The organism is Ferruginibacter sp. SUN106 (assembly GCF_050611765.1).
Classification (GTDB): domain Bacteria; phylum Bacteroidota; class Bacteroidia; order Chitinophagales; family Chitinophagaceae; genus Ferruginibacter.
This window is the reverse complement of record NZ_JBODJC010000003.1, coordinates 711,957-729,444: the sequence shown is the minus strand read 5'-3', so window position 1 is coordinate 729,444 and position 17,488 is coordinate 711,957. Positions and strand designations below refer to the sequence as shown.

The following is a 17,488-nucleotide window of genomic DNA, read 5'->3' as shown; positions in this document are numbered from 1 at the left end:
ACCCTTAAAATGGCCAAATTGGGAAGGGAATTAAGAGCCAGCGGAATTGATGTTATCGATCTCAGCCTGGGAGAACCGGATTTTGATACACCGCAACACATTAAAGATGCAGCTATAAAAGCCATCAACGATAACTGGAGCCATTACACTCCTGTTGCAGGCTTTGCAGATTTACGTGAAGCTGTTTGTACCAAACTGAAAAGAGATAATAATTTAGATTATAAGCCGGAAAATATAATTACTTCAACAGGTGCCAAGCAAAGTTTAGCCAATGCTATTTATGCGGTGGTTGATAATGGCGATGAAGTAGTGATTCCTACACCATACTGGGTTACCTATTCTGAATTGGTGAAAATGGCCGGTGGTAAAGTGGTAGAAATAAGAACATCACCTGAAAGTGGTTTCAAATGTTCTCCTGCACAACTGGAAGCAGCTATTACAAGTAAGACAAAATTATTCATGTTTTCTTCTCCTTGTAACCCCTCAGGTGCAGTTTACAGCAAGGCTGAATTAGAAGGTCTTGCAGAAGTGTTCAGAAAACACCCTGAAGTAATCATTCTTTCAGACGAAATTTACGAATACATCAATTTTGTAGGCGGCCACGAAAGCATTGCACAGTTCAGCGATTTAAAAGACCGCATCATTCTTGTAAATGGTTTAAGCAAAGGCTTCGCCATGACGGGCTGGCGCCTGGGTTATATTGCGGCCAATGTGGAAATTGCAAAGGCTTGTGAAAAGATACAGGGACAATTGACCAGCGGTACTTGCTCAATCACCCAAAAAGCAGCGGTAGCTGCACTTACCGGTAATTTAAAACCTTCAGCAGAGATGACGGAAGAGTTTACCAGGAGAAGATCAAAAGTATTGGAACTGATAAAAGATATTCCGGGGTTTAAATGTTTTGAACCTGAAGGTGCGTTTTATATTTTTCCGGATGTTTCCTATTACTATGGTAAATCGGATGGCACGCAAACCATTGCCAATGCTGCAGACTTCAGCATGTATTTGCTGAATACAGCGCATGTATCTTCTGTAATGGGCGATGCTTTTGGCGAACCTAATTGTGTAAGGTTTTCTTTTGCCAACAGCATGACCAATATTGAAAGGGCATGGGCAAGAATTAAAGAAGCCCTGGCAAAGCTGAAATAAAACTACAGCAAATAGTTTTCTACCAATTGGCAAACATACCATAACTGATCTTCGTTCCTGGAAGATTGGTTTAGTGGAACAGATATTTCATACAATGTAGGAGGATTGGAATGTTTTCTTTTCCTGTCTTTTGACTCGATAATTACCTGCGATGCATCCACAATTCTGTTAGTAGGTAACATGATCTGCGTGTATTCGTTACTGGCACTATTAGACGTGCCTCTGTCTTTAGTGTCAATCTCAACAGCAACAGTGTTGTCCTTTGTAAGCACTTTTTTATAAGTATTGCTCACACCACCACTCGTATTATTTATATTGGTAACCACCAGTCCGATCTTCTTTCCATCCTGCATAATAATCTTATCATTCACAATAGTTACAGGTTTGGTACGGTCTCTTACAGTTTGTTCATTAAAATACCTGTTTACATCTAAGTAATCTTCGTACTCTTTAATTTTTGCTTTCAAAGAGGCATTGCCAATATGATCCCTTTTAAATTTCGCCAGGGAATATTTATTGATCTTGTTACCGTCTAATAAATTGTATTGTTTTAATAAAGATGCAAGTTCAACAGCAAATGCCTGCCCTTCATGGTAAATAGCAAAAGTGTCTTTCTCATTGGCAAAAATCACATCGTAATAATAAAAAGGTTTCAGCTCCCTTACCGGTGCATCAAACTTTACTACCTGTGCGGCAATAAGCATTTTCATATTTAAACCAATTATATAAATGTTGTAATGAGGGTTGCTTTGGTTTAATTCTTTTACATAATAGGCAACAGGTTTATTGCCAAAATAAATTACAGAGTCGGTTAAATTGATATCCTGGGCAGTTGCAGCAAAACCTGAAAAAAAGATGATAAGGGTGAGTATATATTTTTTCATAAGTTTTAATTTACTGTAATGTAAATAAACAAAAAGAGACCGTCAAATATAACAGTCTCTTTTAACATATTGTTGAGGGGAATTAAAAAGTAAACCTTGCAGAGAAGCCTACACCTGCTGCTTCAAAACCAACTTTAGAAATAATATTCAATTCCGGTTTCCAGTCTAATGTAAGATTTAATGGTATCTGGTTAAACTTATAATCTAACCCGATAATGCCGGCAGCTCCCACATTGCTGGAACTATTATTAAAGCCAACATAACCACCAAAACCAATTAACCATTGCAGGTTTTCGGTAGACAATGGTTTGTGAATTTCGTACAGGCCGCAAATACCCACACCATCTCCAAAACTTAAAATTCCTTCAATAGCATTGTTCCCGATAAAATGTTTGTACGTGATACCGTTTTTAATTGCAGGTACTGATGAACCTAAACGTATACCAATTGCATCTTTGTAAGAGGAACTTTCATCCTGTGCTTTTGTATTAAGGGAAAAAGCAAGGGCAACAACAAGTAACAAGAATAACTTTTTCATGGCTGATTTTTTTTGAAAGGTTAATCGAAAATGATGCCAGTGTATTGCATTACTTGCTGTTAAACGAACAGAAGGCGGATTTTGATGTTAAGGATTTTGTAAATGTAAAAGCACGCCTGTGGCGTGCTCAGAATGCGTCGCAACCGCATTCCTACTCGAATAATTCCAATTTATTTTTTGGCCTTCTTGCATCCTGCCATTTAAAATTATGCAGTGTTTTTTTATCGGCGGGTATCTGGCGGATAGGATACATTATGCCATCTACATTATTAATGAATTTTACTTTGTTCAATTCCTTTTTTACAAAGTAAATATCAATCACATCGCCGCTGCTTCGGTTCATGCCTGTGTAGGCACTGTCATCATCCTGCGGATAAAAAATACTTTCTGCAGGCGATCCCTTCACCCTGATGTAATCTATGGTGCCGTCTTTAAAATAACCATTCAATGTCCTGCCACCGATCTGGTTAAATAACTGGTCGGCGGTTTGGCTGATAACAATGCTGTTATAAAAAACATAGAGGCGCTGCGGCTTTTGTTTTTCAGTGTACATATAAATAGTATCACCGGCAACCTGGGTTTTTCCATTCCACACCAATGGTTGTCCAAACAGTTTAAAAGTAGAATCGGCAGTAGAGTAGTGGAGGCTGTCACTTACAGCCTGCAGGCTGTCATTAAAAATACGAACGTGATGAAAGGCTAAAAAATATCGTACGGCTGTATCTTTTGAATTAAGGTTTACTGCTTTTACGTTGGTACCTGCTGTGCTGCTTGAATCGTTGGCGATTACTGCTGTTGTTGTGAGGGTATCTTTTACAATAGCAATTTTTCTTTCCAGGCTATCATATTTTCTTAAGCCGCTAAACAAAGTATCACCTGCTATGTAGGTACTATCGCCATCTCTGTATAATATCATCACAGGTTTTCTTGTGGCTAAAAAAGAATTCTTCTTAGTATCTAAATAAATTTCATTGCCAATTACAGTCACTTTGTTTACACTATCAACAAGTTTGCCATTGCCAAAAATTTGTACCAGTCCTGACTTTTTATCAAAAGCCATTTGATCTCCTGAGATAGAATGTGTACTATCACGGTAGGTGGTACGTTTGTCAAATATTGCTTCGCCTGTACTTAAATTATAGGAACCGCTTTTAGTATCAGTAATACTTCCATCTTTACCAACAATATGTGTGGGTGCAATAAAAGTAGCAATGTTGGTTCTTAAATTATACTGAAGGCTATCAGTAGTGATTGTGTTATTAGGATCTTTAAAATAAACATCTTTTCTAAAGAAAACGTCTTTGGTTTCGGCAATGTATGTACCTTCTTTACTGGTTAATATAGTTTGCCCGTTAATTACTTTACCGCCATTTTTATAGGTAGCAATACCGGTTCTTAAATTGTATTCCAGTTCATCTGTTAACAGCGTGCCTTTTTTATCGGTAAGTTTTACATTCTTTTTCAGGTAGGCAATTCTGTCGGCACCTACATATCGCAATGATTGTGCGTACGTGTGAATGCTGTCGTTGTCGTTGATATGAATATTGCCAAAGGCTTCTACAATATTGGTTCTGCGGTTGATCACTACACTGTCGCAATAAGTGGTGGTGAGGCCTTCTTTTATTACTGCATCACCAGCGGCAGTTTCAATGGTAGTTACCGAGTCGATTGTTTTTTCTCTTAAACTTCTTGCTTTTACAATTTGTATTACCCGTACAGTATCCTGTGGTTGCGGTGGAGCGGCAATAATTTTTTGCTGTGCAGTGGATTGCTTAGCACAAAACGCTAATAATACTATAAAAAGAGTAACAGTAAATTTCAATTGCAATGCTTAATTATTTAATTCTGCCGCAAGTTGATGAAATTATTTTATAACAGAATGGTAAAATTATTTTTGTTTGGTGTAAGGGGCATTCACGGTGTCTGGCAATGGAACAACAAGTGCATCACCTTTATATTTTTTTCCAAACACAGAAAAGGAGATGTATCTTTTAGGATTTGTTTTCAAATCATCCAGCAACAAATTGAGTTTATTGGCAGTAGCGGTAAGGTTATTGTATAGTTTTGTGTCGTTCAGCATTAACCCTGCAGTACCATCTTTGGTATTAAGCTTGCCAATAGTAGATTTCAATTCGCCAATGGTTCCGTTCAAAGTGTTTAATGTTTTCTCCAGGTCTAAATTAGAAAGGTTGGTTGTTGTTTTATCCAGGTTTGTCATTACAGCATTTAACTTTTCATTGTTGTTAGCAAGGTTACCTGTAAATGCACTAACGTTATTTAAAGATTTTGCTAAAGCACCTGTTTCTGTATTGAGCAATGTTTGCAAAGAGGCAGATGACACGGTTAAGCCTGCTGTAGTTTTACTCAGGTTTTCTAAAATGCCACGGATATTGTTTTTTGCATTGGGGTCAAGTACTCCGGCAAGGGTCATTAAAACAGAATCAAGAGATTTTACTGCATTTTTCACCTGGCCCAAAACCGGCCTGATCTCCTGTACAGCCTCGTCTAAAATGCCGGCACTTTTTTCAGTTCTGATAGTATCATTAATGGGCAGGTATTGTGTTGCATCACCCAGCCTTATTTCTACAGTAGTGGTGCCAAGGGGATTGTTCCTGATAGTGGCATAAGAATTTACCGGGATATTCACATCTTTGGTGAGGGTCATATTCACCAGTATCTCTTTCATGTTTTTATCGGTAGTAATGCTATACACTGTACCAACCTGTAACCCGTTTATCATTACAGGATTACTGTTGGCAAGGCCTTGTACATTGGTATATTTTGCAAAAAAGGTATGGCTCTTTCCAAAGAAAGTCTTTCCCTTTAAAAAATTGAAACCCAATATCATAATGGTGATAGCTATGGCAGTAAGTACACCTATTTTGGTTTCGTTAGAAATTTTCATAATAGTAGTTAGTTAGATATATTGGTCAAATATAATTAATATACCTGCAAGTTATTTTATAAAATCTATGGATGCTGCTGTTTAAATTCAAACCTTATTGAAGCATTGTTTTTCAGGTCGGCAGCCAGCCTCACTTCATAGCGGCTTGTGCCATCGGTAATTACCATCAAGGCGGTGTTTGGAGGAATTGTTCCCAAATTATCCGCAAACAGTACCAGCTCATTGGTTTTGCCAGGCACCAGTTCCAAATTAAAAACATAGCCGTTGGCAGTTAAAGCTTTATTATTAACAACCAGGTTTTTGTTGAAATATACCGACACATTATCGCCATCAACTTCGCCATCATCAAATAATTCCACTCTCACTTTATCGCTTTTTACCTGCAGTACTTTGGCTTCTTTTGTAGGCCTGCTTTCAAATGCAGCAGTTACTTCTTTTTCTTCTTTGGGTTTTGCTGTTTCTGCAACCGCAGTTGGTTTATTGGAATTTTCAATTTGTTGTTTGTAACGTTTTACCGCAGCTGTAATGGCTTCTGCAATTTCCTGCTGGCCTTTTTCGCTATTGATATAGCGCTCATCCTCAGGATTGTTAATAAAACCTGTTTCAACTAAAATTGCAGGCATGTTGGTAGCCTGCAAAACCCAGATCCCTTTCTGCCGCTGACTTACACCCAATGCACGGCGGCCTGTTTTTTCTATTTCATCATTTACAAAAGTAGCCAGGCGATCACTTCTTAATTGAAAACGATCGGCATAGATCTGTGCCAGCGCTCTTCCTTCTGGGCTTTTCTTAAAATCAAAATCGTTTAAAGCGGCATCTGTAGTATCTGTTTCAATTTCAAAATCTTCTCCTCCATCTAAAATGGCCTGTAATTTTTCACTCGTTTTATGCGGTGCAAATATCCATACACTCGTGCCACTTCTTTCCAAAGGTTTTTTAAAATATTCATATACAGGCACTGTTACAGTATAGGGGTGAGGTATTTTTTTTCTCTTTTTTCCTTTACCGGTGTAAGTGTATTTATAACGGGTTTCTTCCCTGGTTCCTATTTGGCGGCTACCTGTTTTTAACGGGCCGCTATCAGCATGAATACATAAAAATAATTGCCCGCCAAGCTCGTTCGCAATCCTTGCTTTTTCTCTCGGATCCTGGTAAATATCTGTAGTCCTGGTAGGTTTTACATTTAATTCGGGCATTTGCTTTTTTAATTCTGCAATTAATTTAAGCGATATGGCAAGGGTAACATCTTTTTCTTTTGAGCGTAAAGAGTTTTCATATTGCCCGGTAGCACCGGGGTCTTTTGTACCACCATGGCCGGCATCAACAATGATAGTAGTTAATTTTTTTTGCGAAAAGGTATCAGATAATATTAACAAATTGAAAGCAGCAATACAAACTAAAACAGGCACTTTGTTTTTCAACATACACAAAAGGTTTATCCGGGGGGTTAGTAATTATATTAATATTCACAATTTCATTCTGTTATAATGGCTATTTTTGCCCTGCAAAATTATGAACCATCTGTACAAAGGTAAGGCAAAATACATATTGACATGGGCATCAGCACTCCTGCTTGCAGGTATAACGCTGTATGCAGGTACTAATAGTTTTAATGCTCCTTACTTTCACAGTTATTTAACTAGCAACGCTGTTTTAAACAACGCTGGTACCCAGATCATTGTTGATACACCGCCTGTTAAAAAGCCCGATAGTAATCTTATCAAAAAACAACTTCCTGATACCATCGTTACTGTAATTGATACCATCAACTTTAAAACTTCCAAAGACTCGCTTGATGCCCCCGTAAGTTATCATGCCGATGACTCAATGGTACTGGATGTACCCACCAATAAAATAATTTTATATGGCAAGGAAACCAGGGTTAAGTATATAGATAACGAATTAGTAGCCCCACATATTGAGTTTGACCAAAAAACTAATAAGATGAGGGCCTATTTGACAAAGGACAGTAATGGAAATGTCATTTCGTGGCCCACTTTTACGCAGGCCGATTTTAAATCGGTTAGCGATACCATCGTAGTAGACATGAAGACCGGCAAAGGGTTAACCAAAAGTACCTATACCAAGCAGGACGAAATGTTTGTACATGCCGATAAAATTAAAAAAATAAGTCCCGATGTTTTTTATGCTTACAGGGGAAGATTTACAACCTGTAATTTAGATACGCCACATTTTTCTTTTGTGAGTAACCGTATTAAATTCATTAACAAAAAGATGGCCTTCACCGGGCCGGTGCATCCCGAGATCGAGGGTATTCCTATACCGGTATCGCTGCCATTCGGCATATTCCCTTTATCAAAAGGAAGGCATTCAGGAATATTACAACCTAGTTTTACTGCCAACGAGCAGTTGGGGTTAGCATTGGAAGGGCTTGGGTATTATAAAATATTAAGTGATCACTGGGATGCCGTGGTACGTGGCACAATATATTCTTATGGGGGGTGGACGGCAAGTTTAAGCCCGAGATATTACAAGCGTTATCATTACCAGGGCAATTTTAATATTAATATTCAGCACTTCAGGGATATTGATAAAGCCGGAGGCAGAAATTTTAATGTTACCTGGTCGCACCAGGCCGATACAAAATCCAGGCCCGGGGTAACATTTAGTGCCAGTGTAAATGCCGGTAGCAGTAAATTCAATGCTTCAATACCCAACAATCCGCAAAGGAATTTCCAAAACCAGATGAACTCTTCTATCACTTATGCAAAAGTGTGGAAGGATAAACCATTTAACCTGACCATCAGTGCCAATCACAACCAGAATACAGAACAAAAGCTCATCAATCTCAATTTACCCGATATTGCCTTTAATGTAAATACGCTGTATCCTTTCAGAAGTAAAGAAACAGTGGGTAATTATAAATGGTTCGAGAACCTTGGTATTGCCTTAAACTCTAATGCCAAGAGCCTTACTTATTTTTATGATACCGCCAGTAATATCGGTAAACAATTAATTGATAAACTGCAATGGGGTGCCAGTCATAATGTGCCTATCTCTTTATCATTACCACCATTGGGCCCATTGCAAATAGGCCCCTCCGTTAGTTACCAGGAATACTGGTACCAGAATAAGTTTGTTCGTAAATGGAATGCTGCTGATAAAAAAGTAGATACCACTATAACCAAAGGGTTTTATGCTGCAAGGGAAATGTCATTTGGCGTGTCCGGTTCTACCAGGATATTTGGTATGATCGGCTTTGGTAAAAACAGTAAAGTACAAGCCATACGGCATGAAATAAGGCCAAGCTTTGGTTTTAGTTATCACCCCGATATGAACGCTAAAGACCATTACCTGTTACAAACCGATACTACAGGAAAAAACTTCATCAGGCCTTCTATTTATGATGGTAATATTTTTTCTGCATTTGGCGAAGGAAAATCTGGCGCTATTACATTTGGAATAGATAATAATATCCAGATGAAAGTGAAAAATAAAAAAGATACCGGCGAAGCGGCAATAAAAAAAGTTACTTTAATTGACGGGTTCAGTATCAATAGCAGCTATAATCTTTTAGCCGATTCATTTAAGCTGGCACCATTCAGTATACAGGCACGAACCAATCTTTTTGAAAAAATCAGTATCACCGCCAGCGGAACAACCATGCCTTATGTTACCAATAGCAGGGGCGATTTTGTTGATAAATTAGTATGGACAAAAAGGCCTTTTTCGTTGGGTACACTTACCAGTGGAAATATAGCCCTGCAAACCAGTTTTAAAGGAGGGGATAAGAAAGAAAAATTACCTAATACCACCGACCAGAATATGCAGAATGCCAATAATGCCGGTATGCCATTAGATGAATACCAGCAGGAAGCTTCTTATATCAGCAAGAATCCCGGGGAGTTTGCTAATTTTAATATACCATGGAGCATCAGTTTTTCTTATGCCTTAACTTATTTCAGGTCTTTAAATGCTGATTATAGCGGTTACAAAGGAAATATTGCACAAAATATAAGCTTTACCGGCACTCTGAATTTAAGCCCTAAATGGCAGCTGGGTGGTAGCGGGTATTATAATATCACTACAGGAGAAATAAATGGTGTAAGTATGTATATCACCAGAGAAATGCATTGCTGGCAAATGGCTATTAATCTTTCTCCAGTAGGAAAATATCGTTTTTTCAATATTACCATCAGTCCTAAATCAAGTATTTTAAGAGACCTGAAAATTAACAGGACAAGATATTTTTACGATCTGTAAATGGTTTTGAGGGAAGAGTTTAGAAAGTTTAGCCGGACTGCTTTTGGATAGTAACCCTCTTCAATACAATTCCCCTTTACACTAAAAATTGAGTATTGCATATTATTAAAAATATTTACAACCGCATACTTTTCCCTAAACCTCTAAACTTCTTTCACATAGTATTCTTTCATAGTAGTAAACACTTTTTCTTTTAGTTCTTTTGCAGTAATATTAATTGAAGGAATGGCAGGTAGAAAATGCATACGCAAGGGTACAGGCAACAGGTAAAAGAATTTATTTACCGGCATCGCTTTTTTTGTACCCATAATAATACAGGGTATGATTTCTTTTTTTGTATCTGTTGCTAATTTAAATGCGCCATCATAAAACGGTTTCAATGGTTCCGCAGTTCTGTTACGGGTGCCTTCAGGATAGATGCACATGTGCATACCTTTCTTTAAAACATTCTTCATGGCTTCGTAACTTCTTACACGGCTTTGTTCGTTTTTTCTATCCACTAAAATAGAGCCTTTACTATAAAACCAACCGAATAAAGGGACTTTAGCAAATGATGCTTTGGCAATGGTTTTATTTGCCCCTGGAACGTAGGGGGCAGATAAAGGCACATCAAGCAAGGTATTGTGGTTAAAAACAACGATGTAATTTTCCCCGGGCTTAAGATTCTCTTTTCCCTTTACACTAACCGGGCAACCTACTAGTACTAACCATATATTCATCCACCAACGGGATACAGCGATAAAAAATGCCTGCCCTTTTTTTTCATCTTTAAAAAGGTGTGACATCATAGAAGGCAGAAAGAAAATGAGAAAAGTAATTACAAAACTTACTAAACCCCACAGTGCCAAAAATCTTGCGAAAATATTTTTAAGAATGTTCATGAAATGTTAATGTAAAAATTAAGGAGTTAATAATTTCCAATCAATTGGCGAAAGGCCTTGCTTAACTAAGATGTCGTTGGTTTTAGAAAAATGTTTGCACCCCAAAAAACCCATATGAGCCGAAAAAGGAGAGGGGTGTGCAGCTTTTAAAACAAAATGTTTGGTTTCGTCAATCAGTATTTGTTTTTCCTGTGCAAATTTTCCCCATAATAAAAAAATAACCCCGGTTTTTTCATCTGATATTTTCTGGATCACCGCATCTGTAAAATCGGCCCAACCAAATTTAGCATGGCTAAAAGGTTCGTTTGCTCTTACGGTTAGTGCTGCATTTAATAATAATACACCTTGCTCTGCCCAGCGGGTAAGATTACCATATTGCAGAGGCATGGCAATACCAATATCGGTTTGAATTTCTTTAAAGATATTTACTAAAGAAGGAGGGGGTTTAATACCATTGGGTACAGAAAAACTTAATCCATGTGCCTGCCCGGGGCCATGATAAGGATCCTGGCCAAGTATAACCACTTTAACTTTATCAAATGGTGTTTGATTAAAGGCATTAAAAATAAGTGCCCCCGGCGGATAGATTGTTTTACCTGCCGCTTTTTCTGTTTTTAAAAAAGTAACCACCTGCTCAAAATACGGTTTGGTAAACTCGTTTTTTAAAACAGCAGCCCACGAAGCTTCAATTTTTACCTCCATCAAATTACAGATTTGCATAAAAATACAAAAGCTTCTAAATATCGCCGCTTTTATATAATGCTTATCTTATGTTGCTCATAAAATCCACTAGTAAGTGCAAACAAACTCATGCGTAATGCCCGGTTTAGGGTATTGCAAAATTTTAAGGTAGTAGTTATATTTACTTTACTCAACCACTCAGCAAATCAATCACTATTTCTTCTTCCCCTTTTGAAAACAATAATTTTTTGCAACAAAAATTTAAAGTCATGCCAAACAACAGGATGAAAATAAACTTATCTGAATATGCATCACTCGAAGAAAAAAGTGAATGCTTCCTGAAGAGCGATAAATATGAAAACAATTGCATCAGAACATTTGATGAATTTGATAATTGGTTTAGTTATTGGGAAGGTGTAAATCAAAGACGTAAATACAAAGTGTATTTCCGGGGAATGAGTGAAGCTGTTTCCAATACACAGGCTTTTAAAAATCCTATTTATCTTTCTGTGGATGAATGGGGCGCATTCGGACGTAATTTCATGAGCATTTTGCCTGTGGCGCAATCTTTCAATTCTTTTATCCGGCACGCCGATGTGGTAAAAATGGGCAACTTCACCATGCTAACAGGTTTATTATCCAGTGATCCTAAAAAGGGTACGTTTAAATCTCCTTTGTTTTATATTTTTAAAGCATACTCCAATAATTGCCTTGGCAGTGCTGTTGATACTTATGTGGATTGCGATACTTTCAATACAGAAAAATATAAAGGCATTCCTTATTTAGATGTAACCACAACTTACTCTAAAGAAACCAATACTGTTTTTATCAATGTGGTAAACAGGCATAAGGATAAAGCTATTACTGCTGATATTATCAATACCTCGGGAGACTTTGCCGGCAATGCCGAATCCAGCCTGATAAACAGCAAAGATTTGCAGGAAGGATTTACGTTTGATAAACAAAATGAGTATATCCCGGTAAAGACAGCTATTGATACTAAAAACAATAAGCTTACATGTACTTTTCCCCCTCACTCTTTTACACAGTTAAAAATTAGTGTAAAGGGAAAATGATCAGAAACTTTTCCTGCAAGGCTCACCAGGAACAAAATGGGAGCACTTAAAAACAACAGCTTCTTGTTCATCAACAAGAAGCTGTTATTACATTTTGCAGACCAAAGGCAGTGATACTGATAATTTTATTTTGGCTTTTTTAAAGCAGTACTTATTCTGAATACCTTTAAAGAATCATTGTTTACTGCAACAAGCAATATTTTTTCTCCGTTTAACAAACGAATAAGCGACATATCTTTTACATCGCCATTCACAATAAAACCACTGGTAAGCGGGGGAACTGAGGTAAAGATTTTTTTACTGCTGCCTTTAAGAAAACAACCATAAGAAGCATCGTATCTTCCAGTCATTACTTCTGCCTGGTATTCATTACCTGCCAGTACAAGGTCTTTGAATCCATCATTATCTATATCGTCGCAGATAATGGCATTTACTGGTGAAAATTGCGCTTCCATTGGCAAAACATGCTTGATAAATTTCCCTTTACCTGTATTTTCAAAATAACAAGTACGGGTTTCATCACAATACAGCTTTAAAATATTTTCAGTTGCTTTCCCTTTAAAAATATCCTGGTATGTAGCATGTGCGTAATCTTCATTTAAAAGGAATTGCTTTTTTATTGCGGGCACCTGGTCGGCAAAACGACTTCTGCTGATGGATGGAAAGGAATGTTTATTACCATCTTCGCCTTTTATATAATAGAAGAAAAAAGGGTCCACACTTCCGTTACCATCTAAATCGGTAGCAAATAACTGCATAGGTTCAGCCGGGCTTGCCCGGTACTCACAATTTAAACCGAGATTACCGGCTACAAGGTCAATATCACCATCGTTATCAATATCAGTTGCAATAAGACTTCGCCACATGCCATTCATTTGAACAAGGCCGGTACTTGCTGTGATATCAACCAAATGTCCATGATCGTTCTTAAAAAATTTCAGCGGCATCCATTCGCCTGCAATGATGAGATCAGTTTGCCCGTCGTTATCAAAATCTGTCCATACTGCAGCCGTAATCATTCCGGGTGTTTGCAAAGCGGGACAAACTTTTGCTGTTACATCAGTAAAAACGCCATGGTTATTTTGCAGTAAAAAACTTTTGGGTGATAAAGGATATTTTTTTGAAACTCTGCCACCGATAAATAGATCAAGATCTCCATCGCCATCATAATCACCGGCACTTACACAACCAGCAATGGTTCTTATTGAATCAGGAATCGCAGAGGGCTGCAAACTAAAATTGCCTTTGCCATCATTGGTGTACAAACGGGGTTTATAATAAACTGAATTTTCTTCAAATTGCATATCACCACCAGTGATCAGCAGGTCACTATCTCCATCCTTATCGGCATCAAACAAAATACAATCCTGGTCTTCTTCAAACTTTATACTATCGGTAATGTTTTTTGAAGTAAATGTTTGTCCTGCTTTTTGTGTAAACAATTGCCCGGAAAAATTAAATGCACCACCAATAAAAAAATCGGTTGCTCCATCATTATTAATATCACCAGTGGTAATGAATGGCCCAAGCTGCGAATACTTTTGCGGCAGTAATCTTTGAATGGTATAATCGTTAAATGGAAAATCCTGGTGTTTGTATAACAAGCCGGAAGATCCTGTAATGTCTGAAAACAGCAACGATGGTTCAATACTATTTGCAGCAAGGCTAAAGCCGGCATTTGTCCATGAGAGAGTAAGGGTAGTATCGGTCTTTATATTTTTTAATGATTGCTTTTTTCCATCGGGCCATACAATTACCAATGAATCGGCATGGTCATTTTTTCCTAATCCAAAAACCAGCTGCTGATCAACAGATGAAAAATATCCACGTACCGGGTTTTCTTCCTGCAACTGAGCGTTGCTGTTATTGTATACCAATACTTTTGAACCAAATCCTTTCCGGTTAACACTATCTCCTTTTAACTGCAGGCTTAAATAATGTGTAGCAGAAGTTTTGTTTTTTTGATTGGTATTATTGATAAAAACAAACGCTGCTTTATTAATATTGTTCACCACCAGGTCAAGGTCGCCATCGTTATCAAGATCGGCATAAGCAGCACCATTTGACATTGATGGCTCATTAATCCCGCCGTTCTCTGAATCATCAGTAAAAGTGAGGTCCTGGTTATTGAGGTACAAATAATTGGGCAGATTTACATTTTTTAACGAAGCTAGTTTTTTCCTGATCGTCTTTTGCTGGTCTTCTTTGCTTTGTACGCTGTTGAAAATATTGTTGCTGAATTCAAGAAAATCGGCATTAATAAAATCTCTTCCTATGCCATTAGTAATATGCATGTCTTTCCAGCCATCATTATTAAAATCTGCTAACAATACACTCCAGCTCCAGTCAGTAGCTTGTATACCACTTAGCCTTCCTATCTCACTAAAAAAAGGAACGCTGGTATCACCTTTTACCCTGTTACCATTATTCAGCTGCAGCATGTTGCGCATAAATTCCGGTTCGTACCCCATTGCCCGTTCCGACTCATAACGTTCGTAATTCATAAACGAAAACGAAGTCTTTTTACGTTCGTTGGTTTCCGGCAGCATGTCCAGGGTAATAATATCTGTTAGTGTATCATTATTAATATCTGCTGCATCGGCACCCATGCTGGAATAAGATTGGTGCTGAATTGCTTTGGCTATACAATTGGTAAATGTACCATCATGATTATTCTGCCATAGTTCGTCATTAGATACAAAGTCATTGGCAACATAAATATCCGGCCAGCCATCATTATTAAAATCACTAACGGCTACGCCAAGCCCATACCCATCTTCTTTAATGCCTGCCTGCATTGAAACATCTGTAAAAACAGGGTGACCTGTGTGAGCACTGTCTCCATCATTTCTTAAAAGTTTGTCATTGGCAGGGGAGTGCCCGCTTTTATCACGGGGGAAAATTGTATTGGAATTGTTTGACGTTAATAAGTAGTTGGTAAGGTACATATCCAGGTCGCCATCTTTATCATAATCAAAAAAAACAGCCTGTGTTGAAAAGCCTGTGTCAGCCAGGCCGTATGTTTCGGCTTCTTCTTTAAAAGTAAGGTCGTGCTGGTTAATGAATAACAAATTTTTTGAGCGGTGCATCAGGTCTTTGCCAAATACACAAACATAGATATCATCATAACCATCCTGGTTGATATCAACAATACTTACACCGGTACACCAAACATTTGTACCAATGCCTCCTTTTTCAGTAATATCATCAAACTGGTTATTGCCTTTATTAATGTACAACCTGCAGCTTACCTGGTTGCCGGTAAAAAAAATATCTTTCTGCCCGTCATTATTAAAATCACCAATACCAACACCACCCCCCATATAACCAAACTCATTGATGAAAGAGTATGAAGAATCATTGTCGTGGATATCGTTACTGAAAGTAATGCCCGATGCTGATGCAGGCAGTGAAGTAAACAAAGTGTTTTTTTGTTGCTGCTTACACGATACCAAAAAAAAGATAGTGCCCAAAAAAGCACTAAAGGTGTAATAAGTAAAAAGCTTTTTCATGCTGCTTACAAGTTATACTTTTAAAAACAGCCATTGAATAAGTGGGCAAAAAAATAGAGGCTACCGGAATAGCCCCTATTTACCCAAAACAACGCTGCTTATTTTATTAAAGGATTTGTAGATGTTTCAATTGCCGGAATAGGAAACAGGTCAACCTGGCCCGGTACCCTTTCTGGTATCAGCGAAGGAAAATACCCTTTCTTTCTCCAACGCAAATTATCTATACTCGATACTTCTTCGGCACCTAATTCAACCGACCTCTCATGCATTACTGCTTTTAACGCATCGTTTTTAGTTGCCGCTGTAACTGGTGGCATTGCTACCCCCGGGCGGCTACGCACTTCATTAATATAGCCTGCAGCCAGTGCAGGTGTTCCTACTTCTGCTTCACATTCGGCAAGCATCAGCAATACATCTGCATAACGAATTACTCGCTGATTGATACCTCCCGGGTGAAAACCTGAATTCACGTATTCGTAGATGTTATACTTACGGAAAAATCTTTTCAGCGTTACTCCACCTTTTATACTGGTGGCAATATTCATCATACTTGCTGTTAATTTTAATGGCCCCGAAGGAACACCGGTAAGGATATTATCGCCTTCTTCGTATATGGATAGCTTATACCTTGGGTCATTATTTTCAAATTCATTCAGGTATCTGTCAGAAGGAATTACATTACCCCAGGTAATGCCATACTCCTGGTTGCGAACTGTACTTAAAGGACTGGTAGAACCTTCTCCATTATATCCCCAGTTAAAATTGTTATCACCTTTGTCAACAAATACCACTTCAAAAATTGATTCAGCATTAAATTCATGGCCTGTCGCTACTGTTATATTATTGTCATCCTTAGTATCACCATCAAAATTCCACGAATAATTTGCCGCAAGTGAATATTTACCATATACTTTCAGCAAAGCAGTTTTGGCTGCAGCATAATCGCCTTTTTGCATCAGCACCCTGCCCAGCAAAGCATTGGCTGCACCACTTGTAGCCCTGCCATTATCTGATGAGCTGTAAGTAGCAGGTAATGCCAAAGCAGCCTCATTCAGATCTTTAATAATAAATGCATAAATATCTGCAGCAGGCGACTTGCCTCTGAAACCGGAAGCAGAAGTAACTGTTTCGGTATACAGAGGAACATCCCCCCATTGAGATACCAGTTCAAAATAAGCCCATCCTCTTAAAAACTTGGCTTCTCCCACTGTACGGTCTCTAAGTGCAATGTTATCGGTAATTGCCGGTGCTTTTCCTAATACCAGGTTGGCCCTGTTGATCATTTGATAACAGCCAGACCATACATTAGACATAACTGCATTGGCCGGGGCAGGAGATGGCTGCTTGAGTAGCTCTGCCCTTGGAGCTTCTAACTGTGAGCCACCGGAAGCACATTCCCCGCCTCTCATATCATGCGTAAAAAACCATTCTCTGCCAACCAGTTCCGCTGATCGTAATATAGAGTAAACAGAATTTACTCCATTCTGCAATTCCGATGCAGTTTTAAAATAACTTTCTGTAGTAGGATTATTTTTATCCAATACATCCAGTTTTTTATTACAGCTTAGCATACTGGTAAATACCAGTGCCACCGCTATAGTTATTTTATTTATGTTTTGTTTCATAACAATTATATTT

The 17,488-nt window shown here is 38.1% G+C and carries 12 protein-coding genes; 3 read left to right on the top strand and 9 right to left on the bottom strand.

The annotated features are described in order from the left end of the window. Positions 1 to 9: 9 nt before the first annotated feature. Positions 10 to 1,149: a pyridoxal phosphate-dependent aminotransferase gene (locus ACQ334_RS14630; RefSeq protein WP_430988981.1), complete on the top strand. Its 1,140-nt coding sequence runs from the start codon at positions 10 to 12 to the stop codon at positions 1,147 to 1,149. A gap of 2 nt (positions 1,150 to 1,151) precedes the next feature. On the opposite strand, the gene ACQ334_RS14625 is transcribed toward ACQ334_RS14630, so the two are convergent. From ACQ334_RS14625 to ACQ334_RS14605, 5 genes are all read right to left on the bottom strand, one after another. Beyond that, entirely contained in the window at positions 1,152 to 2,033 is an 882-nt protein-coding gene (locus ACQ334_RS14625; protein ID WP_430988980.1) for a hypothetical protein, read from the bottom strand. An 82-nt stretch (positions 2,034 to 2,115) separates the two neighbouring features. Beyond that, entirely contained in the window at positions 2,116 to 2,571 is a 456-nt protein-coding gene (locus tag ACQ334_RS14620) for a hypothetical protein (protein ID WP_430988979.1), read from the bottom strand. A gap of 151 nt (positions 2,572 to 2,722) precedes the next feature. Further along, complete coding sequence (locus tag ACQ334_RS14615) at positions 2,723 to 4,399, bottom strand: OstA-like protein (RefSeq protein ID WP_430988978.1); 1,677 nt, start codon at positions 4,397 to 4,399, stop codon at positions 2,723 to 2,725. A gap of 60 nt (positions 4,400 to 4,459) precedes the next feature. Next, entirely contained in the window at positions 4,460 to 5,476 is a 1,017-nt protein-coding gene (locus tag ACQ334_RS14610; RefSeq protein ID WP_430988977.1) for an MlaD family protein, read from the bottom strand. Between the two features lie 65 nt (positions 5,477 to 5,541). Continuing rightward, positions 5,542 to 6,900 (bottom strand): N-acetylmuramoyl-L-alanine amidase family protein, encoded by a 1,359-nt coding sequence (locus ACQ334_RS14605; protein ID WP_430988976.1) that lies wholly within the window; start codon positions 6,898 to 6,900, stop codon positions 5,542 to 5,544. A gap of 88 nt (positions 6,901 to 6,988) precedes the next feature. Here ACQ334_RS14605 and ACQ334_RS14600 point away from each other — a divergent pair, with 88 nt between their 5' ends. After that, entirely contained in the window at positions 6,989 to 9,700 is a 2,712-nt protein-coding gene (locus ACQ334_RS14600; protein WP_430988975.1) for a putative LPS assembly protein LptD, read from the top strand. 143 nt (positions 9,701 to 9,843) lie between these two features. On the opposite strand, the gene ACQ334_RS14595 is transcribed toward ACQ334_RS14600, so the two are convergent. Then, positions 9,844 to 10,581, bottom strand: a complete 738-nt coding sequence (locus ACQ334_RS14595; protein WP_430988974.1) for a lysophospholipid acyltransferase family protein — start codon at positions 10,579 to 10,581, stop codon at positions 9,844 to 9,846. 18 nt (positions 10,582 to 10,599) lie between these two features. Next, complete coding sequence (gene ung / locus ACQ334_RS14590) at positions 10,600 to 11,283, bottom strand: uracil-DNA glycosylase (protein WP_430988973.1); 684 nt, start codon at positions 11,281 to 11,283, stop codon at positions 10,600 to 10,602. 248 nt (positions 11,284 to 11,531) lie between these two features. Here ung and ACQ334_RS14585 point away from each other — a divergent pair, with 248 nt between their 5' ends. Continuing rightward, entirely contained in the window at positions 11,532 to 12,338 is an 807-nt protein-coding gene (locus ACQ334_RS14585; protein WP_430988972.1) for an alpha-L-arabinofuranosidase C-terminal domain-containing protein, read from the top strand. Between the two features lie 125 nt (positions 12,339 to 12,463). Here ACQ334_RS14585 and ACQ334_RS14580 read toward each other — a convergent pair whose 3' ends face one another. Together ACQ334_RS14580 and ACQ334_RS14575 are read right to left on the bottom strand one after the other, a co-directional pair. Further along, complete coding sequence (locus tag ACQ334_RS14580) at positions 12,464 to 15,850, bottom strand: VCBS repeat-containing protein (protein ID WP_430988971.1); 3,387 nt, start codon at positions 15,848 to 15,850, stop codon at positions 12,464 to 12,466. 98 nt (positions 15,851 to 15,948) lie between these two features. After that, on the bottom strand, positions 15,949 to 17,475 hold the full coding sequence (locus ACQ334_RS14575) for a RagB/SusD family nutrient uptake outer membrane protein (protein WP_430988970.1): 1,527 nt from the start codon (positions 17,473 to 17,475) through the stop codon (positions 15,949 to 15,951). Positions 17,476 to 17,488: the final 13 nt, after the last annotated feature.